The organism is Enterobacter cloacae complex sp. P14RS (genome assembly GCF_014895895.1).
Lineage (GTDB): Bacteria > Pseudomonadota > Gammaproteobacteria > Enterobacterales > Enterobacteriaceae > Enterobacter > Enterobacter bugandensis.
This window is the reverse complement of sequence record NZ_JADBQM010000007.1, coordinates 166,630-190,398: the sequence shown is the minus strand read 5'-3', so window position 1 is coordinate 190,398 and position 23,769 is coordinate 166,630. Positions and strand designations below refer to the sequence as shown.

The 23,769-nt window shown below is 60.0% G+C and carries 19 protein-coding genes and 1 other RNA gene; 15 read left to right on the top strand and 5 right to left on the bottom strand.

The window, feature by feature from the left end; translation table 11 throughout:
- Positions 1-113 precede the first annotated feature (113 nt).
- A complete protein-coding gene (gene ydiK, locus IM295_RS07525; RefSeq protein ID WP_193066479.1) occupies positions 114-1,229 on the top strand; it encodes an AI-2E family transporter YdiK in 1,116 nt (371 codons plus the stop codon).
- Positions 1,230-1,438: 209 nt separating this feature from the next.
- Positions 1,439-1,546, top strand: an RNA gene (gene rprA / locus IM295_RS07520) — antisense sRNA RprA.
- A gap of 5 nt (positions 1,547-1,551) precedes the next feature.
- Here rprA and IM295_RS07515 read toward each other — a convergent pair.
- From IM295_RS07515 to ppsA, 3 genes are all read right to left on the bottom strand, one after another.
- Positions 1,552-3,927: a glycoside hydrolase family 3 N-terminal domain-containing protein gene (locus IM295_RS07515; RefSeq protein WP_193066478.1), complete on the bottom strand. Its 2,376-nt coding sequence runs from the start codon at positions 3,925-3,927 to the stop codon at positions 1,552-1,554.
- A 3-nt stretch (positions 3,928-3,930) separates the two neighbouring features.
- A complete protein-coding gene (locus IM295_RS07510) occupies positions 3,931-5,331 on the bottom strand; it encodes an MFS transporter (protein WP_045261569.1) in 1,401 nt (466 codons plus the stop codon).
- Positions 5,332-5,565: 234 nt separating this feature from the next.
- The gene (gene ppsA, locus IM295_RS07505; RefSeq protein ID WP_028012836.1) at positions 5,566-7,944 is read right to left on the bottom strand and encodes a phosphoenolpyruvate synthase; all 2,379 of its coding nucleotides are present in this window, start codon (positions 7,942-7,944) and stop codon (positions 5,566-5,568) included.
- A gap of 335 nt (positions 7,945-8,279) precedes the next feature.
- Between ppsA and IM295_RS07500 the strand changes: the two genes are divergently transcribed.
- The 8 genes from IM295_RS07500 (at position 8,280) to IM295_RS07465 (ending at position 16,414) form a co-directional block, all read left to right on the top strand.
- On the top strand, positions 8,280-9,113 hold the full coding sequence (locus tag IM295_RS07500) for a pyruvate, water dikinase regulatory protein (RefSeq protein ID WP_028012835.1): 834 nt from the start codon (positions 8,280-8,282) through the stop codon (positions 9,111-9,113).
- A 152-nt stretch (positions 9,114-9,265) separates the two neighbouring features.
- Complete coding sequence (gene aroH, locus IM295_RS07495; protein WP_028012834.1) at positions 9,266-10,312, top strand: 3-deoxy-7-phosphoheptulonate synthase AroH; 1,047 nt, start codon at positions 9,266-9,268, stop codon at positions 10,310-10,312.
- Positions 10,313-10,524: 212 nt separating this feature from the next.
- On the top strand, positions 10,525-10,713 hold the full coding sequence (gene hemP / locus IM295_RS07490) for a hemin uptake protein HemP (protein ID WP_028012833.1): 189 nt from the start codon (positions 10,525-10,527) through the stop codon (positions 10,711-10,713).
- Positions 10,714-10,785: 72 nt separating this feature from the next.
- Entirely contained in the window at positions 10,786-12,768 is a 1,983-nt protein-coding gene (locus IM295_RS07485; protein ID WP_193066477.1) for a TonB-dependent hemoglobin/transferrin/lactoferrin family receptor, read from the top strand.
- Positions 12,769-12,803: 35 nt separating this feature from the next.
- Positions 12,804-13,832, top strand: coding sequence for a hemin-degrading factor (locus IM295_RS07480; protein ID WP_193066476.1), 1,029 nt, complete (start codon positions 12,804-12,806; stop codon positions 13,830-13,832).
- Positions 13,829-14,650 (top strand): hemin ABC transporter substrate-binding protein, encoded by an 822-nt coding sequence (locus tag IM295_RS07475; protein ID WP_047368364.1) that lies wholly within the window; start codon positions 13,829-13,831, stop codon positions 14,648-14,650. Before IM295_RS07480 ends, IM295_RS07475 begins: the two co-directional genes overlap by 4 nt.
- Complete coding sequence (locus tag IM295_RS07470; RefSeq protein ID WP_193066475.1) at positions 14,650-15,642, top strand: iron ABC transporter permease; 993 nt, start codon at positions 14,650-14,652, stop codon at positions 15,640-15,642. Before IM295_RS07475 ends, IM295_RS07470 begins: the two co-directional genes overlap by 1 nt.
- The gene (locus tag IM295_RS07465) at positions 15,635-16,414 is read left to right on the top strand and encodes a heme ABC transporter ATP-binding protein (protein WP_041910427.1); all 780 of its coding nucleotides are present in this window, start codon (positions 15,635-15,637) and stop codon (positions 16,412-16,414) included. The genes IM295_RS07470 and IM295_RS07465 overlap by 8 nt, the downstream gene beginning before the upstream one ends.
- Here the strand turns inward: IM295_RS07465 and IM295_RS07460 are convergent.
- Entirely contained in the window at positions 16,381-17,304 is a 924-nt protein-coding gene (locus tag IM295_RS07460; RefSeq protein ID WP_032644866.1) for a LysR family transcriptional regulator, read from the bottom strand. The genes IM295_RS07465 and IM295_RS07460 overlap by 34 nt on opposite strands.
- A 140-nt stretch (positions 17,305-17,444) precedes the next feature.
- On the opposite strand from IM295_RS07460, the gene IM295_RS07455 reads away from it, so the two are divergent.
- The 5 genes from IM295_RS07455 to IM295_RS07435 are packed head-to-tail and all read left to right on the top strand — an operon-like array spanning position 17,445 to position 22,225.
- On the top strand, positions 17,445-18,152 hold the full coding sequence (locus tag IM295_RS07455) for a CoA transferase subunit A (protein WP_028012827.1): 708 nt from the start codon (positions 17,445-17,447) through the stop codon (positions 18,150-18,152).
- A 2-nt stretch (positions 18,153-18,154) separates the two neighbouring features.
- Positions 18,155-18,811, top strand: a complete 657-nt coding sequence (locus IM295_RS07450) for a CoA transferase subunit B (RefSeq protein ID WP_049000742.1) — start codon at positions 18,155-18,157, stop codon at positions 18,809-18,811.
- A 9-nt stretch (positions 18,812-18,820) separates the two neighbouring features.
- Positions 18,821-20,008, top strand: a complete 1,188-nt coding sequence (locus tag IM295_RS07445; protein WP_193066474.1) for an acetyl-CoA C-acetyltransferase — start codon at positions 18,821-18,823, stop codon at positions 20,006-20,008.
- A 41-nt stretch (positions 20,009-20,049) separates the two neighbouring features.
- Complete coding sequence (locus IM295_RS07440; RefSeq protein WP_202815537.1) at positions 20,050-21,444, top strand: GntP family permease; 1,395 nt, start codon at positions 20,050-20,052, stop codon at positions 21,442-21,444.
- 10 nt (positions 21,445-21,454) lie between these two features.
- Complete coding sequence (locus tag IM295_RS07435) at positions 21,455-22,225, top strand: 3-hydroxybutyrate dehydrogenase (protein ID WP_047368360.1); 771 nt, start codon at positions 21,455-21,457, stop codon at positions 22,223-22,225.
- Between the two features lie 43 nt (positions 22,226-22,268).
- On the opposite strand, the gene selO is transcribed toward IM295_RS07435, so the two are convergent.
- On the bottom strand, positions 22,269-23,711 hold the full coding sequence (gene selO, locus IM295_RS07430; protein WP_045630224.1) for a protein adenylyltransferase SelO: 1,443 nt from the start codon (positions 23,709-23,711) through the stop codon (positions 22,269-22,271).
- Between the last annotated feature and the right edge of the window lie 58 nt (positions 23,712-23,769).

Sequence of the window (23,769 nt, the reverse complement as noted above, 5' to 3'; positions counted from 1 at the left end):
AATTACAGGCAGAATTCGCCTGTCAAAAACCGCTGCGATCGCTAATGATAAGAGAGACGCGGTTTTCCATTCCCGCCAGTGGTACTGGCGTTCTTTTAAGGAAAGTTTCATTTATGGTCAATCTTCGCCAGCCCAGGGATGTTGCGCAAATTCTGCTGTCGGTGCTGTTCCTGGCCCTCATGATTATTGCGTGTCTGTGGATTGTTCAACCCTTTATTCTCGGCTTCGCCTGGGCTGCGACCGTTGTCGTCGCCACGTGGCCTTTGCTGCTGCGCTTGCAGAAACTGCTGTTTGGCCGCCGCGGGCTGGCCGTGCTGGTGATGACGCTGCTGCTGTTCCTGCTGTTTATTATTCCAATTGCGCTGCTGGTAAACAGCCTTGTCGACTCCAGCGGCCCGGTGATCCGCGCCGTGACAAGCGGCGATCTGACGCTGCCGGACCACGACAGGCTGAACAGCATTCCGGTCGTGGGCGCTAAGCTTTACAGCGGCTGGCATAGCCTGCTGGAGATGGGCGGCAGCGCGCTGATGGCGAAAGTGCGTCCGTATATTGGCACCACCACCACCTGGTTTGTCGGTCAGGCCGCACATATCGGCCGCTTTATGATGCACTGTACCCTCATGCTGGTCTTCAGCGCCCTGCTTTACTGGCGCGGTGAGCAGGTGGCTTTAGGCGTTCGTCACTTTGCCACCCGCCTGGCGGGAAAACGGGGTGACGCCGCGGTGCTGCTGGCCGCGCAGGCCGTGCGCGCGGTCGCCCTGGGCGTCGTGGTGACGGCGCTGGTGCAGGCGGTGCTGGGCGGTATCGGCCTGGCGATTTCCGGCGTACCGTACGCCACCGTCTTTACCGTAGTCATGCTAATGACCTGCCTTGCGCAACTGGGGCCGCTGCTGGTGCTGGTTCCGAGCATTATCTGGCTTTACTGGACGGGTGATACCACGTGGGGAACGGTGCTGCTGGTCTGGAGCTGCGTGGTTGGCACCATGGATAACGTGATTCGCCCCATCCTCATCCGCATGGGCGCAGACCTGCCGCTGATCCTGATCCTCTCCGGGGTTATCGGCGGGTTAATTGCTTTCGGGATGATCGGTCTGTTCATTGGCCCGGTGCTGCTTGCCGTTACCTGGCGTCTGTTCTCCGCCTGGGTTCATGAAGTGCCGCCGCCTGGAACCGACCCGGACGTGATTCTGAGCGAGCTGGAAGAGCTGGAAGAAAAGAATACCCATTAAGCCTTGTTGCCGGGTGGCGCTTGCGCTTACCCGGCCTACATTATCCCGCACAATACTTTAACACTGCTAAAGTATTTATTCGTTGCACACTGGTCAGACCCGCCATTTCAGCATTAAGTCCGCTATTATTCTCAAGAAATCTTTACGTCTCTTTAACTATTGAGACGAATCCGATCGACGCTGAAAGATGACATGCCTACTATTAGCTCAAGGTTATAAATCAACACCTTGATTTATAAGCATGGAAATCCCCTGAGTGAAACAACGAATTGCTGTGTGTAGTCTTTGCCCATCTCCCACGATGGGCTTTTTTTTATCCTGACTACGCGCGCTTAACCTCACAGGTACTGAGCATCCGCCACTCAGCAGGCAGCACCCGCGTTTCCCCCGTCACATTGACCGTCACCGCCTGGTGGATATCCGCCGACGATGCGCCAATCTGCAGTTCAAACTCGCCCGGCTCAACGACGCGCTTGCCGTCACGGCGGGTGAAGTTGAACATCTCAACCGGCAGCGTGAAGGTGAGCGTGGCGGTTTCGCCCGGCGAGAGCGTGACGCGCTGGAAGGCCTTAAGCTCCTGTAGCGGGCGCACCTGGGTGGCGACCTTGTCCCGCACGTAGACCTGCACCACCTCGCTGCCGCTGCGCTCGCCGGTATTGGTGATATCCACGCTTAGCGTCACCTCACCGTCGACCGGCACGCTGCTTTCAGCGACGCGGGCAGTGCCCCAGCTAAACTGCGTCCAGCCGAGGCCGAAACCAAACGAGTAACGCGCACCGAAATGGAACGCGAACGGCGTGCCGCCGCTTTTCAGCTTGTGGTTATAGTAGAACGGCATCGCCCCGGCGCTTTTCGGCACGCTGACCACCAGCCGGCCCTGCGGCTCCGCGCGACCGGTTAACACATCGGCAATCGCCCAGCCCCCTTCCTGTCCCGGCGCCCAGGCCATCATCAGCGCGGCAATCTTCTCCTCCAGCCCCTGAAGATTGTACGGACGCCCGCCGGTCATCACGACGATCACCGGTTTGCCCGTCGCCACCAGCGCCTCCAGCAGCTGTTGCTGCACGCCCGGCAGATTCAGGGAGTCAGTATCGGAGCCTTCGCCCACGGTGCCGCTCTGGAACAGCCCGGCGAGATCGCCCACGCAGGCCACCACCACGTCACTCTCCTGTGCGGCGCTGACCGCCTCGGGGATAAGTGCGGTACTTTGCGACACCGGAGACTGCTGCATTGGCTTGCCGCCGCTGTCGCCCGGGAAGACCGGCGCACCCGCCATCCGTTTTTCAATAATGTGGCACCCTTTCGCGTAGCGCACGTTCGATGCACCCAGGTACTGCTCCAGCGCCGCGCGCGGCGTCGTCACCTGCGAGGTCTCCTCAACCATATCGCTGATGATCAGATGGACCGGGAAGCTATACCCGCTGAGTAACGCCAGCGGATCGTCTGCCGTCGGCCCCACCACCGCCACGCGGGGTTTAACGTTCAGCGGCAGAATGCCGTTGTTTTCCAGCAGCGTGACCGATTTTGTCGCCACCTCCCGCGCCACCTGGCGGGTCATCTCATTTTGCAGATCGATGCCGTTTTCATCGGCATACGGGTTCTCAAACAGGCCGAGACGGAATTTTTCGGTCAGCGTACGCGCCACGATCTCATCGACTTTCGCCATAGAGATCAGCCCGCGCTCTACCGCTTCCGCCAGATGGCGTGCGCAGTCATCTTTCGGCAGCTCAACGTCCAGCCCGGCGTTAAACGCCAGCGCGGCGGACTCCGCTGCGTCGTGGGAAATCCCGTGGTGCTGGTGCAGCAGGCTGACGCCGCCGTAGTCCGCCACAATAATGCCGTCGAAGCCCCACTGTTCGCGCAGGACGGTGGTCAACAGGAAGCTGTCGCTGTGCCCCGGCTGGTTATCGATGTCGTGGTAGGCGGGCATGACCGAACCGGCGTTTGCCAGCTTGACCGCCATTTCAAACGGCAGCAGGAAGGTATCGTTCAGCTCGCTAAAACCAAGATGCACCGGGGCGTGGTTGCGCGCCCCTTCGCTGAACGAGTGGCCCACGTAATGCTTGAGCGTCGCCAGCAGATCGCGCTTGTCGCCCTGTAACCCTTTCACCCAGGCGGTTGCCATCACGCCCACCAGCCAGGGATCTTCCCCGAAGGTCTCTTCGGTTCGCCCCCAGCGGACGTCGCGGGAAACGTCCAGCACCGGGGCCAGCCCCTGCTGGCAACCGACGGAACGCGCCTCTTTACCGATCTGCTCTGCCGCGCGCTGCACCAGCTCCGGGTCCCAGGTCGAGCCGTAGTTGAGCGAGGACGGGAACAGCGTGGCGTCTTTGCACAGCAGCCCCACCAGGCACTCCTCGTGGAAAAACGCCGGAATGCCAAGCCGCGTCTCTTCCATCATCATGCGCTGCAGGCGGTTAGCCGCGCGCACCCCGGTTTTCGCGTCAACGATGTGGGTGCCGAGCGGACGGGTGATCTGCCCGACGCCCAGTTTTAGCCGTTCGCTCAGCGCCGCCTGCTCGCTGACGCCAGCAAATTCGTCGCTCAAATCGCTGCGCTCCCGGTGGTTGCCGTTTTCATCAAGGATCAGCCAGTAGGCGTGCATCTGGGCGAACTTCTCTTCGGGAGTCATGCGCGCCAGTAAATCAGCGACGCGCTCGTGCACGAGACGTCCCGGGTCCTTATAGATAGCAGTCATATTTTACTCCTGTAGTGCGGAAGGGGTTGCCGGGCTGAGCTGCCCCGCGTCGGGTCTTACCTCACGCTTGCTGGCCAGCTCCCGGGCGATGGAATCCACCAGCCTGCTGTTGAGCTTGTAGATGGAAAGCAGCGCCACCATGCAGAGGAACAGCGCGCACGGAATAAGGGTAAACAGGGCGTTGATGGTGGAGAGCACGTGCGGCGCCTGGGCTGCCTGGCCCGGGGCGTAATCCACCATGCCGAGCACCCAGCCGACCACCGCCCCGCCCAGCGCAAGGCCAAACTTGATGGCGAACAGTGCGGTAGAGAAGACCAGCCCGTCCAGACGGCGGCCGCTACGATGCTCTTCGTAGTCGACCACATCAGAGAACATGGTCCACTGGAGCGGCGTGGTGAGGTTTTGAATAAAGCTAAAGACGATGTTAAGGCCAAAGATTAGCCACACCTGCGAAGGCGGCAGGAAGAAAATCAGCGCGCCGAAAATGACGAAGGACATTATCGTCCACTGATAAGCGCGCACGCGGTCAAATTTCCCCAGCAGGCGTTCAGATAATAACGCGCCGCTTAACGAGGCCACCATGCCAGAAACAATAAAGGCAAAAACCAGCTCCGGGCGCAACAGTACATAGTTGACGTAATACATGGTGGCAGAGCCGCGCGTCACCACCGCCGTTAACAGCAAAATATTAAACACAAACACAATGCGCCACTGGCTGTTACCGGCCAGCAGTTTTAAATCGGTGAGCATGGAGCCGGAGGTATCATTGCGCGGGGAATAACGCTCACGGGTCATCAGGAAACAGCAAAAGAACAGCACAATTCCCAGCAGCCCCATCAGGCTCATGGCAAAGAAATAGCCTTTCTGCACGTTGCCCTGGCCCAACAATGAGACCAGCGGCAGAGCGATAACCGTTACGATCAACCCGCCAATAAATGACAGGCCAAAGCGCCACGACTGCAGGGAGTGACGCTCGCGCGGATCCAGCGTCAGCGCGCCCGGCATGGCGCAGTAAGGCACGTTTATGGCGGAGTAAATCAGACTTAAAATCGCGTAGGTCGCGCAGGCATAAACAATTTTTGCCGTCGGCCCGACGTCCGGTACGTAGAAGGTAATAAGGCAGCTTACGCCAAAGGGAATAGCAAACCACAGCAGCCAGGGACGGAAACGGCCGTGACGCGTCTGCGTGCGGTCAACCAGCGCGCCAATACACGGGTCGACAAACGCATCGACCACACGCACCACTAAAAACATGGTACCCATGATCGCGGCAGGCAAACCAAAAACGTCGGTATAGAAATAAGCAAGAAATAATGTGGCCGTTTGCCAGACCAGCGCGCTGGCCATATCACCTAAGCCATAACCTATTTTATCTTTGGTACGCAATACAGAGGAAAGTGTCATTGTTATTTGCCTTTTTATCAGGTTAAAACGTATTTCAACCAGTTGCGCATCATCTGAAGGGAAATGCGCAGTAAGGCTCAAGTATTAGCAACGCGTTGCGCACTAACAATTGTCTTAATTAACAGACAAATTATGATATTTGGTTTTTTAGATTATTTGTGATGGGGAGCAAATTAGAGGTGAAATAAAAAAGGCGAGGAATAAAATCCTCGCCTTTTTGCGATCGTGTTGCCGTTACTTGTTCAGTTCCGCCAGGCTCAGCCAGGTTTGCACTACCGTGTCCGGGTTCAGGGAGAGGCTGTCAATCCCCTCTTCCATCAGCCAGGCGGCAAAGTCTTCATGGTCGGATGGACCCTGACCGCAAATCCCGACGTATTTACCCTGCTTCTTCGCCGCGCGGATGGACATGGAAAGCAGCGCTTTCACCGCCTCGTTACGCTCGTCGAAGAGCTCAGAAACCACGCCGGAGTCGCGGTCCAGGCCCAGCGTCAGCTGAGTCATGTCGTTCGAGCCGATAGAGAAGCCGTCGAAGTGCTCCAGGAACTGCTCGGCCAGCAGGGCGTTGGACGGGATCTCACACATCATGATGATCTTCAGCCCGTTTTCGCCGCGCTTCAGGCCCTGACGCGCCAGCTCGTCCACCACCGCTTTCGCCTGATCCACGGTACGCACGAACGGGATCATGATTTCGACGTTGGTCAGCCCCATGTCGTTGCGCACGCGTTTCACCGCCTCGCACTCCAGCGCGAAGCAGTCGCGGAAGCTGTCGGACACGTAGCGTCCGGCCCCGCGGAAGCCCAGCATCGGGTTCTCTTCTTCCGGCTCGTAGCGCTCGCCGCCCACAAGGTTAGCGTATTCGTTAGACTTAAAGTCAGACAGACGCACGATCACGCGTTTCGGGTAGAACGCTGCACCCAGCGTGGCGATCCCTTCGGTCAGACGGCCGACGTAGAACTCTTTCGGCGAGTCGTAACCTTTCATCATCTCGCGGATTTCGTTCTGCAGCTTCGCGTCCTGGTCGTCAAACTCCAGCAGCGCGCGCGGGTGAACGCCGATCATGCGGTTAATGATGAATTCCAGACGCGCCAGGCCAACGCCTTCGTTCGGCAGGCAGGCGAAGTCAAACGCGCGGTCCGGGTTACCCACGTTCATCATGATCTTCAGCGGCAGATCCGGCATGGTATCCACGCTGGAGCTCTTCACGCTGAAGTCAAGGATATCGGCGTAGACGTAGCCGGTGTCGCCTTCGGCACAGGAGACGGTCACGTTCTGCCCGTCCTTCATGCGCTCGGTGGCGTCACCGCAGCCGACCACCGCCGGGATCCCCAGCTCGCGGGCAATGATCGCCGCGTGGCAGGTACGGCCGCCGCGGTTGGTGACGATGGCCGACGCTTTCTTCATGATCGGTTCCCAGTCCGGGTCGGTCATGTCGGTCACCAGCACGTCGCCTGGCTCAATACGGTTCATCTCGCTGATGTCGTGGATCACTTTGACCGGACCGGCACCGATGCGGTGACCGATGGCGCGGCCTTCCGCCACGATTTTACCCTGCGCGTGCAGCGTATAACGCTCCATCACCTGGCCGCGAGAGCGAACGGTTTCCGGGCGCGCCTGAACGATAAACAGCTTGCCGGTGTTCCCGTCTTTCGCCCATTCGATATCCATCGGACGGCCATAGTGTTTCTCAATCTGCACCGCCTGCTTCGCCAGCTCCTGCACTTCGGCGTCGGTCAGGGAGAAGCGGTCGCGCTGCTCCTGCGGCACATCTTCAATCTTAACCTGCTTGCCATGCTCCTGGGTTGGGGCATAAATCATGCGGATTTTTTTCGAGCCCATGGTGCGGCGCACCACCGCCGGACGGCCCGCGGCAAGCGTAGGCTTGTGTACGTAGAATTCGTCAGGGTTCACCGCGCCCTGCACGACCATCTCACCCAGGCCCCACGCGGAGGTGATGAACACCACCTGGTCGAAGCCGGATTCGGTATCAATGGAGAACATCACGCCGGAGGAACCCACGTCCGAGCGCACCATGCGCTGCACCCCCGCGGAGAGCGCCACGCCGCGATGGTCATAGCCCTGGTGCACGCGATAGGAGATGGCGCGGTCGTTGAACAGGGAAGCAAATACGTGCTTCACCGCCACCAGCACCGCATCGTAGCCCTGAACGTTCAGGAAGGTTTCCTGCTGTCCGGCAAACGACGCGTCCGGCATGTCTTCTGCGGTCGCGGAAGAACGTACGGCAAAGGAGGCCTGCGCGTCGTCAGCGGAGAGCTGGTTGTACGCGTCATGGATAGCTTTTTCCAGTTCCGGCTGGAAAGGTGTGTCGATGATCCACTGGCGGATCTGCGCCCCGGCTTTGGCAAGCTCGGTGACGTCATCAATATCCGTTTTATCCAGCAGGTCGTAAATGCGCTGGTTTACACCGCTCTGGTCTAAAAACAGGTTAAACGCGTCGGCGGTCGTGGCAAACCCGTTTGGTACGGAGACACCCATACCGGACAGATTTGTAATCATTTCACCCAGGGAGGCATTTTTGCCCCCAACTCTGTCTACATCATTCATGCCGAGTTGGTTATACCAAAGCACCAGCGGTGACGAGCCATTGTTGGACATCGAAACAATCCTTTTGTGATATTTGATCGGAGTAAGTAACACCTGACTACGTATTTATACTGGCATAATTATTTGCGCTAAAAAAACGGTGAATCGTGTAAGCAATTTAAATTTTCAACTTTTCGGATAGTTTCCCACCAGTCAATAAGCTGATGATTCCTCTATATTCAGCCAGAAACCACAAAAATAAAGTCGCTATTTGAAAAATGAAATCCGCTTTTCAGGAAAATCAAAAACATCATTTCATTTTAAATTCAGATAACTTCTTTGCTGTGCAATTAACTTTTTTAATTTATGCTTTCAGACAATTAGGTATGATATTCAGGGTGGGTAAAATGGATAATGCTGTCGATCGTCACGTTTTTTATATTTCTGATGGTACGGCGATCACCGCCGAGGTGCTGGGCCACGCGGTGATGTCGCAATTCCCCGTTTCGATTAACAGCATCACGCTGCCGTTTGTGGAAAATGAGAGCCGTGCCAAAGCGGTGAAAGACCAGATTGACGCCATCTTCCAGCAGACCGGCGTGCGCCCGCTGGTGTTCTACTCCATCGTTATTCCTGAGATTCGCCACATCATTTTGCAAAGTGAAGGCTTTTGCCAGGATATCGTGCAGGCGCTGGTGGCCCCGCTCCAGAGCGAGCTTAAGCTTGACCCGACGCCTATCGCGCACCGCACCCACGGGCTGAACCCCGGCAACCTGACCAAATATGACGCGCGTATTGCCGCCATCGACTACACCCTGGCGCACGACGACGGGATCTCGCTGCGCAACCTCGACCAGGCGCAGGTGATTTTGCTCGGCGTGTCGCGCTGCGGCAAAACGCCGACCAGCCTCTATCTGGCGATGCAGTTCGGCATCCGCGCCGCAAACTACCCCTTTATTGCCGACGATATGGATAACCTGGTGCTGCCCGCTGCGCTCAAGCCGCTGCAGCACAAGCTGTTCGGCCTGACGATTAACCCGGAACGTCTCGCGGCGATCCGCGAAGAGCGCCGCGAGAACAGCCGCTACGCCTCGATGCGCCAGTGCCGCATGGAGGTTTCCGAAGTGGAAGCCCTGTACCGCAAAAACCAGATCCCGTGGCTGAACAGCACGAACTATTCGGTAGAAGAGATCGCCACCAAAATTCTCGACATCATGGGGCTTAACCGCCGCATGTACTAATAAGCTAGTACATTAACTCAGATTCATGTATCATCCTTTTCAACAGCGGGGCGGTGTCGCCCCGAACTTGAAATCAGCAGGGATTGGTTTAATGTGATGCCCATCACTTCCCGGTAGTCTGCCGATGAAGCAAAAATTTTCTGAGACAAGTCATGAATAAAACCGATGAACTCCGCACGGCGCGCATAGACAGCCTGGTCACCCCGGCTGAACTGGCCGAGCGGCACCCCGTTTCCGCCGCGGTCGCGGAACATGTGACGGCCTCCCGCCGCCGCATTGAAAAAATCCTCAATGGTGAAGACAAGCGTCTTCTGGTGGTGATTGGGCCCTGCTCCATCCACGATCTGGATGCAGCGATGGATTATGCAAAACGGCTCCAGGGGCTGCGGGAAAAATACCAGCATCGCCTGGAGATTGTGATGCGCACCTACTTTGAAAAACCGCGTACCGTGGTGGGCTGGAAGGGGCTGATTTCCGACCCTGACCTTAACGGCAGCTATCGCGTAAACCACGGCATCGAGCTGGCGCGCAAGCTGCTGTTGCAGGTCAACGAGCTGGGCGTGCCGACGGCCACCGAGTTTCTCGACATGGTGACCGGGCAGTTTATCGCCGATCTGATCAGCTGGGGCGCGATTGGCGCGCGCACTACCGAAAGCCAAATCCACCGCGAGATGGCCTCAGCCCTCTCCTGTCCGGTCGGCTTCAAAAACGGAACCGACGGCAACACCCGGATTGCGGTCGATGCGATCCGCGCCTCGCGTGCCAGCCATATGTTCCTGTCGCCGGACAAGAACGGCCATATGACCATCTACCAGACCAGCGGTAACCCGTATGGGCATATCATTATGCGCGGCGGGAAGAAGCCTAATTACCATGCACAAGACATCGCTGCCGCCTGTGAAACGCTGGCCGAATTCGACCTGCCGGAACATCTGGTGGTAGATTTCAGCCATGGCAACTGCCAGAAGCAGCATCGCCGCCAGCTTGACGTCTGCGATGAGGTCTGTCAGCAGATCCGCAGCGGCTCGACCGCCGTTGCCGGGATCATGGCCGAAAGCTTTATCAAAGAAGGCACGCAGAAAATCGTTGCCGGCCAGCAGATGGTGTACGGCCAGTCGATCACCGACCCGTGCCTGAGCTGGGAAGACAGCGAGCTGCTGCTGGAGAAGCTGGCAGCTGCGGTTGATTCTCGCTTCTGATGTTATTGTCGGGTGGCGCTGCGCTTACCCGACCTACAGTTCGCGCCCTTCTCCCTCTCCCGGTGGGAGAGGGTTGGGGTGAGGCCATCAGGCCGCATCGCCTCCCCCTGAATTTGATCCCGTCACACAATTTTCACAAAAACGCTTGCCGTGAATTTGCAGTTTATTGATAATGATTATCATTGTTACATTGATTGTTATTTATAAACATTATGTCACCGACCGATAACAGCGCGGCAACGCCAGTAAAAACACACACAGCGCCATCCCCTGCTTCCACCGATCGCCGCATCGACAGCAAAAGCCTGTTGGGTGAGGAAGGCCGGGTGATTATCGAGCATGACGGCCAGCAGTATCTGCTGCGCCAGACGAATGCCGGAAAACTGATCCTCACAAAATAAACCAAAACTTTCGCCAGCCACCCAGGTGATCCCCAGGCAGCCAGCGCTTTCGATACTTTATGGAGAGTTGCTATGCTACACCTGCATACCGCACGTTTACGCCCGTCCCTTCTGGCGCTGGCGATTGTCAGCACCCTGCCGGGCGCCGCGTTTGCTGCCGCAGATGAAATAACCGTCACCGCCACAGGCAACGCCCGTAGCGCCTTCGAAGCCCCGATGATGGTGAGCGTGGTTGACGCCACCGCCCCGGAAAAACAGACCGCCAGCTCTGCCGCCGACCTGCTGCGCAACGTGCCCGGTCTGACGCTGGACGGCACCGGCCGCACCAACGGTCAGGACGTTAACCTGCGCGGCTATGACCGCCGCGGCGTTCTGGTGCTGGTCGACGGCGTGCGCCAGGGTACCGACACCGGGCACCTCAACAGCACGTTCCTCGATCCGGCGCTGATTAAACGTATTGAAGTGGTGCGCGGTCCGTCTGCGCTGCTCTACGGCAGCGGCGCGCTGGGTGGTGTCATCTCCTATGACACCGTCGACGCCAAAGATCTGCTGGAACCGGGCAAAAACAGCGGTTATCGCGTGTTTGGTACTGGCGCAACGGGGGACCACAGCCTCGGCCTGGGGGCCAGCGCCTATGGCCGTACCGATACCCTGGACGGCCTGGTATCGTGGTCCAGCCGCGACCGCGGCGATATCCGCCAGAGCGACGGTGCGACGGCGCCGAACGACGAATCCATCAATAACATGCTTGCAAAAGGCAGCTGGAAAATCGACCAGGCCCAGACGCTGAGCGGCGCCCTGCGCTACTACAACAACGCCGCGCAGGAGCCGAAAAACCCGCAAACCTCTGATGCCAATAGCAGCAACCCGATGACCGACCGCTCCACCATCCAGCGCGATGCGCAGGTTGGCTACCACATTGCGCCGGAAGGATACGACTGGCTGAACGCCGATGCGAAGGTTTACTGGTCCGAAGCGCGCATTAATGCCCAGAACATCGAAAGCACCGGCGAGTTCCGCAAGCAGACCACCAAAGGCGGCAAGGTGGAAAACCGTACCCGCCTGTTCAGCGACTCTTTTGCCTCTCACCTGCTGACCTACGGCGGAGAATATTATCGTCAGGAGCAGCGTCCGGGCGGGGCCACGACCGGCTTCCCGGAGGCGAAAATCGACTTCAGCTCCGGCTGGCTGCAGGATGAAATCACCCTGCGCGATCTGCCCGTCACCCTTCTGGGCGGCACGCGGTATGACAACTACCGCGGCAGCAGCAATGGCTACGACGATGTCGATGCCGATAAATGGTCCTCCCGCGCCGGGTTAACCGTCAGCCCCACCGACTGGCTGATGCTGTTCGGATCTTACGCGCAGGCCTTCCGCGCGCCGACCATGGGCGAAATGTACAACGACGCCAAACACTTCTCCATTGGCCGCTTCTATACTAACTACTGGGTGCCGAACCCGAACCTGCGCCCGGAAACCAACGAAACGCAGGAGTTTGGTTTTGGCCTGCGCTTTGACGATCTGATGCTTGCCAACGATGCGCTGGAGTTTAAAGCCAGCTATTTCGATACCAAAGCCAAAGACTATATCTCCACAACCGTCGATTTTGCCGCCGCGACCACCATGTCGTACAACGTACCCGACGCCAAAATCTGGGGCTGGGACATGATGGCAAAATACTCGGCCGATCTGTTTAGCCTCGACGTGGCCTATAACCGCACCCGCGGGAAAGACACCGATACGGGCGAGTACATCTCCAGCATTAACCCGGATACCGTCACCAGCAAGCTGGACGTTCCGGTGGCGCAAAGCGGTTTCTCCGTGGGCTGGATCGGCACCTTTGCCGATCGCTCAACCCACGTCAGCAGCAGCTACAGCAAGCAGCCGGGCTATGCGGTTAACGATTTCTACGTCAGCTATAAGGGCCAGGAGCAGCTCAAGGGCGTCACCACCACGCTGGTGCTCGGCAACGCCTTCGATAAGGAGTACTGGTCTCCGCAGGGTATTCCGCAGGACGGTCGTAACGGCAAGATTTTCGTAAGCTATCAGTGGTAATTCCCTTCGGGGCCACTCTTCAGAAGGATAAGACAATGCATCACTACGCACGCTGGCTTGAGCTAAAAGAAGAAAATCCGGGTAAGTATGCGCGAGACATCGCAGGGTTAATGAACATCAGCGAAGCGGAGCTGACCTTTTCCCGCGTGGGCCATGACGCCTGGCGACTGCGCGGCGAAATCCGCGATATTCTGGGCGCGCTGGAAGCCGTGGGTGAAACCAAGTGCATCTGCCGCAACGAGTATGCCGTTCACGAGCAGGTGGGCAGCTTCACCAACCAGCACCTGAACGGCCACGCCGGGCTGGTGCTGAACCCGCGCGCGCTGGATCTGCGCCTGTTCCTCAACCAGTGGGCGAGCGCGTTTCACCTCAGCGAAACCACCGCCCGCGGCGAGCGACAGAGCATTCAGTTCTTCGATCGTCAGGGCGATGCGGTGCTGAAGGTCTACACCACGGACAACACCGACCTCGCCGCCTGGGGCGACGTGCTGACCCGCTTTATCTTTGCCGATAACCCGCCGCTTGAGCTGAGCGCTGGGGATGTCCCGGCTCACGCCGAAAACGCGGATGCCGCTCTCGTGGACAAGGAGTGGCGCGCCATGACCGACGTGCATCAGTTCTTCAGCCTGCTCAAGCGCCACAATCTCAGCCGTCAGCAGGCGTTTCGCCTGGTGGGCGACGACCTGGCCTGTAAGGTGGAGAACAGCGCGCTGGCACAGCTGCTGGAAGCGGCACGCCGGGACGGCAACGAAATCATGGTCTTCGTCGGCAACCGCGGCTGCGTGCAGATCTTCACCGGCGCGGTGGAAAAAGTCGTGGCGATGAAAGGCTGGCTGAACGTCTTTAACCCTGCCTTTACCCTGCATCTGCTGGAGGAGACGATCGCAGAGAGCTGGGTGACGCGCAAGCCCACGGCTGACGGTCACGTCACGAGCCTGGAGCTGTTTGCCGCCGACGGCACGCAAATCGCCCAGCTTTACGGCCAGCGTACCGAAGGTGAGCCGGAGCAGAGCCAGTGGCGCAGCCAGATTGACGCCCTGACGCCAAAAGGGCTGGCCGCATGAAAACGTGGTTAGCCCTGCTGAGCGCCCTGCCTCTGGTGGCGTTTGCCGCCGCGCAGGAGAAAATTGTCGCCCTTGGCGGCGACGTGACGGAGATTGTCTACGCGCTTGGCGCGCAGTCTTCGCTGGTCGCGCGCGACAGCACCAGCCAGTGGCCGCAGGCGGCAAACGATCTGCCTGACGTGGGATATTTACGCCAGCTTAACGCCGAAGGCATTTTGTCCATGCGCCCCACGCTGGTGCTGGCCAGCGACCAGGCGCAGCCGTCTCTGGCGTTGAAGCAGGTCGAACAAAGTCACGTCAGGGTAGTAACCGTTCCCGGCCGCAACGACCTGAGCGTCATTGACGAAAAGGTTCGGGTGATTGCCAACGCTACGCACCGTGAAGCCGAGGGGGAAGCCCTGCGCCACACGCTGCGTCAGGCGCTGGCGGCCCTGCCCTCCGCGCCCCTCAACAAGCGGGTGCTGTTTATCCTCAACCACGGGGGAATGACCGCAATGGCCGCCGGGCAGCAGACCGGCGCAGACGCCGCCATCCGTGCCGCCGGGCTGCAGAACGCGATGCAGGGATTCACCCGCTATCAGCCGCTGTCTCAGGAAGGGGTCATTGCCAGCCAGCCCGATCTGGTGGTGATTTCGCAGGACGGCGTGAACGCGCTGGGCGGCGAAGAAAACCTGTGGAAGCTGCCCGGTCTGGCGCAAACCCCGGCGGGACGGAACAGGCAGATGCTGGCGATTGATGATATGGCGCTGCTGGGCTTCAGCGTGCGAACGCCGGATGCCATCCAGCAGCTGCGCGCCAAAGCGGAGCAACTGCCCTGATGTCCCGGCGGATCGCCTTGTCGTTGTGGATGCTGGCTGCGATCCTGAGCATCATGACGCTCACCGCGACCGGGTTTGGGGCACTGCACCTGCCGGTCAGCCTGCTGTGGAGCGGCAGCGATGAGGCCATGCGTCAGATCTGGCTTACCATTCGCCTGCCCCGCGTACTGCTGGCGCTGGTGATTGGCGGAGCGCTGGCGCTGGCCGGCTGTGTGATGCAGGGGCTTTTCCGCAACCCGCTGGCAGACCCGGGTCTGCTGGGGATCAGCAGCGGCGCGGCGCTGGCGGTGGCGCTGTGGGTGGTCATTCCCGCCGCGTTACCTGCCCTGCTGATGCTGTATGCCCCGATGCTCGCGGCGTTCCTCGGCGCGCTGGCCGCAACCGTCATTATCTTCCTGCTCAGCCAGCAGCGTCACGGCTCCCTGTCCCGCCTGCTGCTGGTGGGGATCGCCATCAACGCCCTGTGCGGCGCGGTCGTCGGGGTGCTCTCATGGCTCAGCAACGATGCCCAGCTTCGCCAGCTTTCCCTCTGGGGAATGGGCAGCCTCGGGCAGGCGCAGTGGTCCACCCTGCTGGCGGTAACGTCGCTGATGGTGCCCACAGTGCTGATTATCTGGCGGTTGGCCGCCCCGCTCAACCTGCTGCAGTTGGGCGATGAAGAGGCGCACTATCTCGGGGTGGATGTCGCGATGGTACAGCGGATCCTGCTGCTGTGCAGCGCCCTGCTGGTTGCCGCGGCGGTAGCCGTCAGCGGCGTGATCGGCTTTATTGGCCTTGTAGTGCCGCACCTGATGCGCATGTGGCTGGGGGCCGACCACCGGGCCGTCGTACCCGGCTCGGTGCTGGCCGGTGCACTGCTGCTGCTGGTTGCCGACACGCTGGCGCGCACCCTGGTCTCTCCGGCGGAGATGCCCGTCGGGTTATTGACCAGCCTTCTCGGCGCGCCGTGGTTCCTGTGGCTTATCTTTCGTCGCGGAGGTACGCATGGCTGAACGCTATTGTGCAGAGAAAATCTTCTTTCACGCCGGGCAGCGGACGCTGATCGACGATGTGTCGCTTACCCTCTCTCAGGGTGAGCTGGTCGCCCTGATTGGCCCCAACGGTGCCGGGAAATCGACGTTATTGCGGCTGCTTACCGGCTATCTCAAGCCCGCAAGCGGACGCTGCACTCTGGCCGGAACGCCGCTTGCGGACTGGCCGCCGGATACCCTCGCGCGCTACCGGGCGGTGATGCGCCAGAATACTCAGCCCGGATTCGACTGGCCGGTGGACGCGGTGGTCGGTATGGGACGCGCGCCCTGGACTCGCTCCCCTGAAGCGTCGGTAGTTGAGGAAGTGATGGCGATAACGGGCTGTCTACCGCTGGCGGGCAGACGCTACTCAACGCTCTCCGGCGGCGAGCAGCAGCGGATCCAGCTCGCCCGCGCGCTGGCCCAGCTCTGGTGCGACGGAGCCCCGCGCGGCTGGCTGTTTCTTGATGAGCCCACCTCCGCGCTGGATCTCTACCACCAGCAGCATCTGCTGCGCCTGATGAGATCCCTGACCCGTCGGGGTCATCTCCACGTGTGCGTGGTGCTGCACGATCTCAATCTGGCGGCGCTGTGGGCGGATCGCATTCTGCTGTTGCACAACGGCAGGCTGGTCTCCAGTGGCACACCGGAGGACGTGCTGCAGGCCGGGACGCTGGCGCGCTGGTACGGCGCACAGGTGCGCGTCGGCAGCCATCCGGATCACCCCGTACCGCAGGTATTTCTCGCCCCGTGAGCGGGCTGGTAAAAATCCTTCAGCGTTTCCAGCAGGGCATGCGCCGCTTTAGAGAGCTGCGTGTGCCCCGGATGGATTGCTCCGATGCACTTTTCAATGGGCGGATTATCCAGCGGTATACAGACCGCGCCCAGCGCCGTCATCTGCGCTTCGCACAGCGCCGGTACGGCACTGCCGCCCAGCCCGCTGGCGACCATGCGACCTACCGTCACCAGCTGATGACTCTCCAGCGCCACGTCCAGCTTTCTGCCGCTTCGGGCCAGCTCCTCCTCCATCATCAGACGTACCGCCGATGGGCGCTGCAGGGTAATAAAATCCAGCGTCAGTAGCTCTTCCCAGGCCAGCCGCTTTTTGCCCGCCAGCGCGGAGTCCTTCGGCACAATGGCGACAAACCTGTCGAGCCCCAGCGGCGTAAACAGCAGGTTGTGCGTGGGGGCCGGCTCAAAGGCGATCCCCATCTCAACCCGCCCTTCCCGCACCATCTCAATCACCTGCTCGTTAATGACGTCATGCACGGTGACGTTAATCCCGGCGTGGCGATCGCGAAACGCCTTGAGCACCTCCGGTAAAACGTTGGCGGCAAATGACGGCATCGCCGCGACCGAGATTTTGCCGCGCTGCAGGGTAAAGCACTGGTGCATCGCCTCCTCCACATTATCCCAGTCGGCAAGGAGTTGCCGCGCCATCGGCAGAAACGTCTCCCCTTCCTGCGTGAGGGCAACCTTGCGCGTGCTCCGCTGCAGCAGCGGGCCGCCGAGCGCGTCTTCCAGACTTTTAATCGTCAGGCTCAGGGCCGGCTGGGAGAGATTTAAGCGTTCGCTGGCGTGCGCGAAATTGAGAGTGTGAGCTACCGCTAAAAACGCGCGTAACTGTTTGACACTCATTCTCATTTTTCATCCTGTTAACTAATTGAAAAGAATTAGTTAACAGGAAATTAATAAGAAAACCAAATGAGTGGGTCACAAATTCAAAATTAACAAATGAGTCGCCGCCCCTAATGATACCGGCACGGTTAACGGGAGGGATGACTATGGCAGGACTGGATAAGCGCGTCGGCAGCTATGCGCAGGCGCTGGACGGGCTGACGGACGGAATGACTTTGCTGGCGGGCGGCTTCGGCCTGTGCGGCATTCCGGAGAACCTGATTGCGGAGGTCCGACGCCGTCAGGTGAGAGATTTGACCGTGGTGTCAAACAACTGCGGCGTGGATGGATTCGGCCTGGGGATACTGCTCGAAACGCGGCAGGTTCGCAAAGTGGTGGCCTCTTACGTCGGCGAGAACGCGCTGTTTGAGCAGCAGGTGCTGAGTGGCGAGCTGGAAATTGAGCTTACGCCGCAGGGCACGCTGGCGGAAAAGGTGCGCGCGGGCGGGGCCGGTATTCCGGCGTTTTATACGGCCACCGGCTACGGCACGCCCGTGGCGACCGGCAAGGACGTGCGCCAGTTCGCGGGCAAGCACTACATCCTCGAGGAGGCGATCGTCGGCGATTTCGCGCTGATCAAGGGGTGGAAAGCGGACTGGTACGGCAACGTCATCTATCGCCATACCGCGCAAAACTTTAATCCACTGATGGCAACGGCGGGCCGGATCACGGTGGTGGAGGTGGAAGAGATTGTTCCGCCGGGTGAACTGCCCCCGTCGGCCATTCATACCCCGGGAATTTACGTCGACAGGCTGATTGTCGGCCAGTTTGAAAAACGCATTGAGCAGCGCACCCTGCGCGCGCAAGGAGTGTGACGATGTTAACCCGTGAACAGATGGCCATGCGCGTCGCCCGCGAGCTGCGCGACGGTTATTACGTCAACCTGGGGATCGGCATCCCTACCCTGGTGGCGAACTACATTCCGGACGGGATGGACGTGATGCTGCAGTCGGAAAACGGCCTGCTGGGGATGGGGGCTTTTCCCGACGAGCAGACCCTTGATCCTGACATGATCAACGCCGGTAAACAGACCGTGACCGCGCGGACCGGCGCGGCCATTTTCGACTCGGCCCAGTCGTTTGCCATGATCCGCGGCGGCCACGTGGACCTGACCGTGCTGGGCGCATTTGAAGTGGACGTGGAGGGCAACATCGCCTCGTGGATGATCCCCGGAAAGATGGTGAAGGGCATGGGCGGCGCGATGGATCTCGTTGCCGGGGCGCAGAACATCATTGTGGTGATGACCCACGCCTCAAAGAGCGGTGAGTCGAAGCTGCTGCCGCGCTGCATGCTGCCGCTCACGGGCGCGGGCTGTATCCGTCGGGTCCTGACCGATCTCGCGCTGCTGGAAATTCAGGACGGCGCGTTCATCCTGCGGGAATACGCCCCGGGCGTCAGTATTGACGAGATCGTGCGTAAAACGGCAGGGAAAATCATTGTGGCGGACGACGTGCGCGAGATGCGCTTCACCTGAGGGGTCAGCATGAAAAAGGTCATGATTGTCGGGGCAACGCGAACCCCCATTGGCAGTTTTCGCGGATCGCTCTCGTCCCTTTCTGCGGTTGAGCTTGGGGCCGTCACGGTACGGCACCTGCTGGAGAACAGTGGTTTCAGCGCCGAACAGGTAGACGAACTGATTTTCGGCCAGGTGCTGACGGCCGGATGCGGGCAAAACCCCGCCCGCCAGACGGCCATTGGCGCCGGATTGCCCGTCAGCACGCCGGCGACCACCGTCAACCTGGTGTGCGGCGCGGGCTTAAAAGCGGTCCAGCTCGCCGCCCTGGCGATCCGCTGCGGCGACGCGGAGGTGGTTATCGCCGGCGGTCAGGAGAGCATGAGCAACGCCCCATATCTGCTGGACGGCGCACGTGCCGGGCTGCGTTTCGGGCATGCGGGCCTCAAGGACAGCATGATTACCGACGGCCTGTGGGACGCATTCAACGATTACCACATGGGGATCACCGCTGAAAACGTCGCCCGCGAGTATGACATTTCCCGCGAGCAGCAGGACGCCTTCGCCGCCCGCTCGCAGCAAAAAGCGGCGTCCTCCATTGAGTCCGGCCGGCTTGACGCCGAGATAGCGCCGGTGACGGTGAAACAGGGTAAAAAGCCGCCGCTGGCGCTGGTTATTGATCGTGACGAACAGCCCCGACCAGGCACTACTGCAGAGCAGCTTGCGCAGTTGCGCCCCGCCTTTTTGCACGAGGAAGGCACCGTCACGGCGGGGAATGCCTCCACGCTCAACGACGGTGCCGCCGCGGTGCTGCTGATGAGCGAGGAAAAGGCGCGGGAGAGCAGATTGCCTGTCCTTGGCCGCATCGTGAGTTACGCCGTGACGGGCGTTGACCCGTCAGTAATGGGCATGGGCCCGGTCAGCGCCTGCCGGACGGCGCTGGCGCGGGCGGGCTGGACACTCGACGAGGTGGACCTCATTGAAGCCAATGAAGCCTTTGCCGCCCAGGCGCTGGCGGTGGGCCAGCAGCTCGGCTGGGATGAGCACAAGGTCAACGTTAACGGCGGTGCCATCGCCCTGGGCCATCCGATTGGTGCTTCCGGCTGCCGAATCCTCGTGACCCTGCTGTACGAAATGCAGCGCCGTGACGTCAAAAAAGGGCTCGTCACCCTGTGCGTAGGCGGCGGACAAGGCATTGCCCTGACCGTCGAGCGTTAAACCTCTCGTTGGTACCCGAATAATAAGTAAAGTGAGGAGTCATAATGAGTGTGTTAATAGCCCTGGCGGCGCTGGCACTGCTGATGCTGGCGGCCTACCGCGGATACAGCGTTATTTTGTTTGCGCCGATCGCGGCGCTCGGTGCCGTGCTGCTGACCGATCCGGGTGCCGTCGGCCCGACGTTTACCGGCCTGTTTATGGAAAAGATGGTGGGCTTCGTCAAGCTCTACTTCCCGGTGTTCCTGCTGGGTGCGGTGTTTGGCAAGCTGATTGAGCTTTCCGGCTTCTCACGCTCCATCGTCGCCGCCGCAATCCAGATCCTCGGGCGTCGACACGCCATCCCGGTGATTGTCCTGGTGTGCGCGCTGTTAACCTACGGCGGCGTTTCGCTGTTCGTGGTGGCGTTTGCGGTGTACCCGTTTGCCGCCGAGCTGTTTCGCCAGAGCGGTATCCCTAAACGGCTGATCCCGGCCACCGTGGCGCTGGGGGCATTCTCGTTTACCATGGACGCCCTGCCCGGCACGCCGCAGATCCAGAATATCATCCCCACCAGCTTCTTCGGCACGAACGCCTGGGCGGCCCCGTGGCTGGGGCTTATCGGCTCTCTGTTTATTATCGTCTTTGGCCTGCTCTGGCTGGAGCGCCAGCGGCGTAAGGCGCTCAGCAACAACGAGGGTTACGGCACGGATCTGAAAAATGAACCCGAGACGCCGGATAACATTAATCTCCCGCATCCGCTGATTGCTATCTCCCCGCTGCTGGTGGTAGGCATACTGAACCTGCTGTTTACCCGCTGGATCCCCGGCTGGTACGGCGTGAGTCACGAGCTTACCCTGCCCGGCCTGGCGAAACCGATTGTGACCGAGGTGGGCAAGATCACCGCCATCTGGGCCGTGGAGGCGGCGCTGATCGCCGGTATCGTGCTGGTGCTGATTTTTGGCTTTCGCAATATCCGGGGGCGTCTGGCTGAAGGCAGCCGAACGGCGGTGAGCGGAGCCATTCTGGCGGCGATGAATACCGCCTCGGAATACGGTTTCGGCGCGGTTATCGCGGCGCTGCCTGGGTTCCTGGTGTTATCCAAAGCGCTGGCGGCCATTCCGAATCCGCTGCTAAATGAGGCCATCAGCGTGACCGTGCTCGCGGGGATCACCGGTTCGGCGTCCGGCGGGATGAGTATTGCCCTTGCCGCTATGTCCGACTCGTTTGTTGCCGCCGCCCATGCGGCCAATATCCCGCTTGAGGTGCTGCACCGCGTGGCCTCGATGGCGAGCGGCGGGATGGATACCCTTCCCCATAACGGGGCGGTGATTACCCTGCTGGCTATCACCGGCCTGAGCCATCGCCAGGCCTACGGCGGCATTTTCGCTATCACCATCATTAAAAGTCTGGCAGTACTTTTTGTCATTGCCGTGTTCTATCTGACCGGCATTGTGTAAGGAGAGAAAAATGAATCTGAACGGTAAAACCGCCCTGGTCACCGGCTCAACCAGCGGCATTGGTCTGGGGATCGCCCGCGTGCTGGCGAAGGCGGGCGCGCAGCTGATCCTCAACGGCTTCGGCGACAGCGGATCGGCACGGGAAGAGATTGCGCAACTGGGCAAAAAGCCGGGCTATCACGATGCGGATCTGCGGGACGTATTGCAGATTGAAGCCATGATGCGCTACGCCGAATCGCAGTTTGGCGGCGTGGACATTCTTGTGAACAACGCCGGGATCCAGCACGTGGCCCCGGTTGACGCCTTCCCGGTGGAGAAATGGAACGACATTATCGCCATTAATCTTTCCGCGGTGTTTCACACCAGCCGGCTGGCGCTGCCGACCATGCGGGATAAAAACTGGGGGCGCGTCATCAATATCGCCTCCGTTCACGGGCTGGTCGCGTCGAAAGAGAAATCGGCCTACGTTGCGGCAAAGCACGGCGTGGTGGGCTTTACCAAATCCCTGGCGCTGGAAACCGCCCGCACGGGTATTACCGCCAATACTATTTGCCCCGGCTGGGTACTGACCCCGCTGGTGCAGCAGCAAATCGACAAACGTATCGCGGACGGCGTACCGCCGGAGCAGGCTCGCGAACAGCTTCTGGCGGAGAAACAGCCTTCAGGGGAGTTTGTTACCCCGGAACAGCTGGGCGAGCTGGCGCTGTTTTTGTGCAGCGACGGCGCCGTAAACGTTCGCGGCGCTGCGTGGAATATGGATGGCGGCTGGGTTGCTCAGTGATGAACAGGCCGGGTAAGGCAACGCCGCCGCCCGGCTAAAATCGCTAGCTTGAGCAGCTGACCTCCAGCCGCTTGCCCCAGTCAGGCGGGCGGCTGACGTAGTCATCATCCCGGTCGGCAAACGGCGTGCGCAACGCCAGATGCAGCCGGTGTAACTCGTCGTACTCACCCTGCTCTGCCTGCTCAATCGCCCGCTGCGCCAGCCAGTTGCGTAATACCATCGCGGGATTCGCTGCATTCATCTGCGCCTGACGGGTAGCGTCGTCTACCTGCTCCTGCTGCAGCCGCGTGCGGTACTGTGCAAACCAGTCGTCAAACGCCTGACGGTCAATAAACTCGTCGCGCAGCGGCGAGGCGGCGCTGTGCTGCTCCGTCTGGCCCAGCATTCGGAAGGTGCGGGTGTAATCGCTTCCCTCACGCGCCATCAGGGCAAACAGGCCGTTGAGGATGTCGTTGTCGCCCTTCTCCTGGGTCATCAGCCCCAGCTTGTTACGCATCAGCGTGCCGTATTCCCGCAGCAAAAGGTCCTGATAGCTGTCGAGCGCATCGTTCAGGGCATCAACGTCGATAAACGGCGATAAGGTTTGTGCAAGCCGCTGGAGGTTCCACAGCCCAACCGCCGGCTGATTGTCAAAGCTGTAACGCCCCTGATAGTCGGAATGGTTGCAGATATACCCCGGCTGATAATCGTCCAGGAAACCAAACGGACCGTAATCAAAGGTCAGGCCGAGAATCGACATGTTGTCCGTATTCATGACCCCGTGAGCAAAGCCTACCGTTTGCCAGCGCGCAATCATCGTGGCGGTACGGGCAACCACGTCCCGGAACCAGAGAACGTATTTATCCGCCTCATCCTGCAGATGCGCCCAGTGGTGGCGAATGGCGAAGTCCGCGAGCTGGCGAACCTTGTCCGGCTCGCGGCGATAGTAAAAGTGCTCAAAATGACCAAAGCGGAGATGGCTTTGCGCTATGCGCATCAGCATAGCCCCCTTTTCCACCGTTTCGCGCGTCACCGGCGTGTCGCTGGTGACGATCGACAGCGCGCGGGTGGTGGGAATCCCCAGCGCATGCATCGCTTCGGATGCCAGACTTTCGCGTATCGTTGACCGCAATACCGCGCGCCCGTCGCCCATTCGTGAGTAAGGGGTAAGACCTGCGCCTTTCAGATGCCAGTCAACCGTCTCCCCGTTGGGAAGCCGTTGTTCGCCGAGCAGGATCCCCCTGCCGTCACCCAGCTGCCCCGCCCAGACGCCAAACTGGTGTCCGCTATAGACCTGAGCCAGAGGCTGCATACCGGGGAGAAGCGTCTCGCCTCCCCAGACGCCAGCACTGTCTGAACGCTGAAACAGATCGGGCGGAATGGCCAGCTCATCGGCCAGCCGATCGTTATGCCAGATAAGACGTGAATTATGTAACGGTGTTGGTTTGAGTGCGGTGTAAAAGCCAGGCAACTCGTCATGCCAGTGAGCAGTAAAAGACAGGGTCATAAGTCCTCCTGCCTTTAGTGTAGAGGGTTTACCCGGACTTAAACACGGGCGAAAGGCA

Bases quoted from the DNA above. Each gene is read 5' to 3' on its own strand.
- ydiK (WP_193066479.1), top strand. From the start codon at position 114: ATGGTCAATCTTCGCCAGCCCAGGGATGTTGCGCAAATTCTGCTGTCG.
- IM295_RS07515 (WP_193066478.1), bottom strand. From the start codon at position 3,927: ATGACTGCTATCTATAAGGACCCGGGACGTCTCGTGCACGAGCGCGTC.
- IM295_RS07510 (WP_045261569.1), bottom strand. From the start codon at position 5,331: ATGACACTTTCCTCTGTATTGCGTACCAAAGATAAAATAGGTTATGGC.
- ppsA (WP_028012836.1), bottom strand. From the start codon at position 7,944: ATGTCCAACAATGGCTCGTCACCGCTGGTGCTTTGGTATAACCAACTC.
- IM295_RS07500 (WP_028012835.1), top strand. From the start codon at position 8,280: ATGGATAATGCTGTCGATCGTCACGTTTTTTATATTTCTGATGGTACG.
- aroH (WP_028012834.1), top strand. From the start codon at position 9,266: ATGAATAAAACCGATGAACTCCGCACGGCGCGCATAGACAGCCTGGTC.
- hemP (WP_028012833.1), top strand. From the start codon at position 10,525: ATGTCACCGACCGATAACAGCGCGGCAACGCCAGTAAAAACACACACA.
- IM295_RS07485 (WP_193066477.1), top strand. From the start codon at position 10,786: ATGCTACACCTGCATACCGCACGTTTACGCCCGTCCCTTCTGGCGCTG.
- IM295_RS07480 (WP_193066476.1), top strand. From the start codon at position 12,804: ATGCATCACTACGCACGCTGGCTTGAGCTAAAAGAAGAAAATCCGGGT.
- IM295_RS07475 (WP_047368364.1), top strand. From the start codon at position 13,829: ATGAAAACGTGGTTAGCCCTGCTGAGCGCCCTGCCTCTGGTGGCGTTT.
- IM295_RS07470 (WP_193066475.1), top strand. From the start codon at position 14,650: ATGTCCCGGCGGATCGCCTTGTCGTTGTGGATGCTGGCTGCGATCCTG.
- IM295_RS07465 (WP_041910427.1), top strand. From the start codon at position 15,635: ATGGCTGAACGCTATTGTGCAGAGAAAATCTTCTTTCACGCCGGGCAG.
- IM295_RS07460 (WP_032644866.1), bottom strand. From the start codon at position 17,304: ATGAGAATGAGTGTCAAACAGTTACGCGCGTTTTTAGCGGTAGCTCAC.
- IM295_RS07455 (WP_028012827.1), top strand. From the start codon at position 17,445: ATGGCAGGACTGGATAAGCGCGTCGGCAGCTATGCGCAGGCGCTGGAC.
- IM295_RS07450 (WP_049000742.1), top strand. From the start codon at position 18,155: ATGTTAACCCGTGAACAGATGGCCATGCGCGTCGCCCGCGAGCTGCGC.
- IM295_RS07445 (WP_193066474.1), top strand. From the start codon at position 18,821: ATGAAAAAGGTCATGATTGTCGGGGCAACGCGAACCCCCATTGGCAGT.
- IM295_RS07435 (WP_047368360.1), top strand. From the start codon at position 21,455: ATGAATCTGAACGGTAAAACCGCCCTGGTCACCGGCTCAACCAGCGGC.
- selO (WP_045630224.1), bottom strand. From the start codon at position 23,711: ATGACCCTGTCTTTTACTGCTCACTGGCATGACGAGTTGCCTGGCTTT.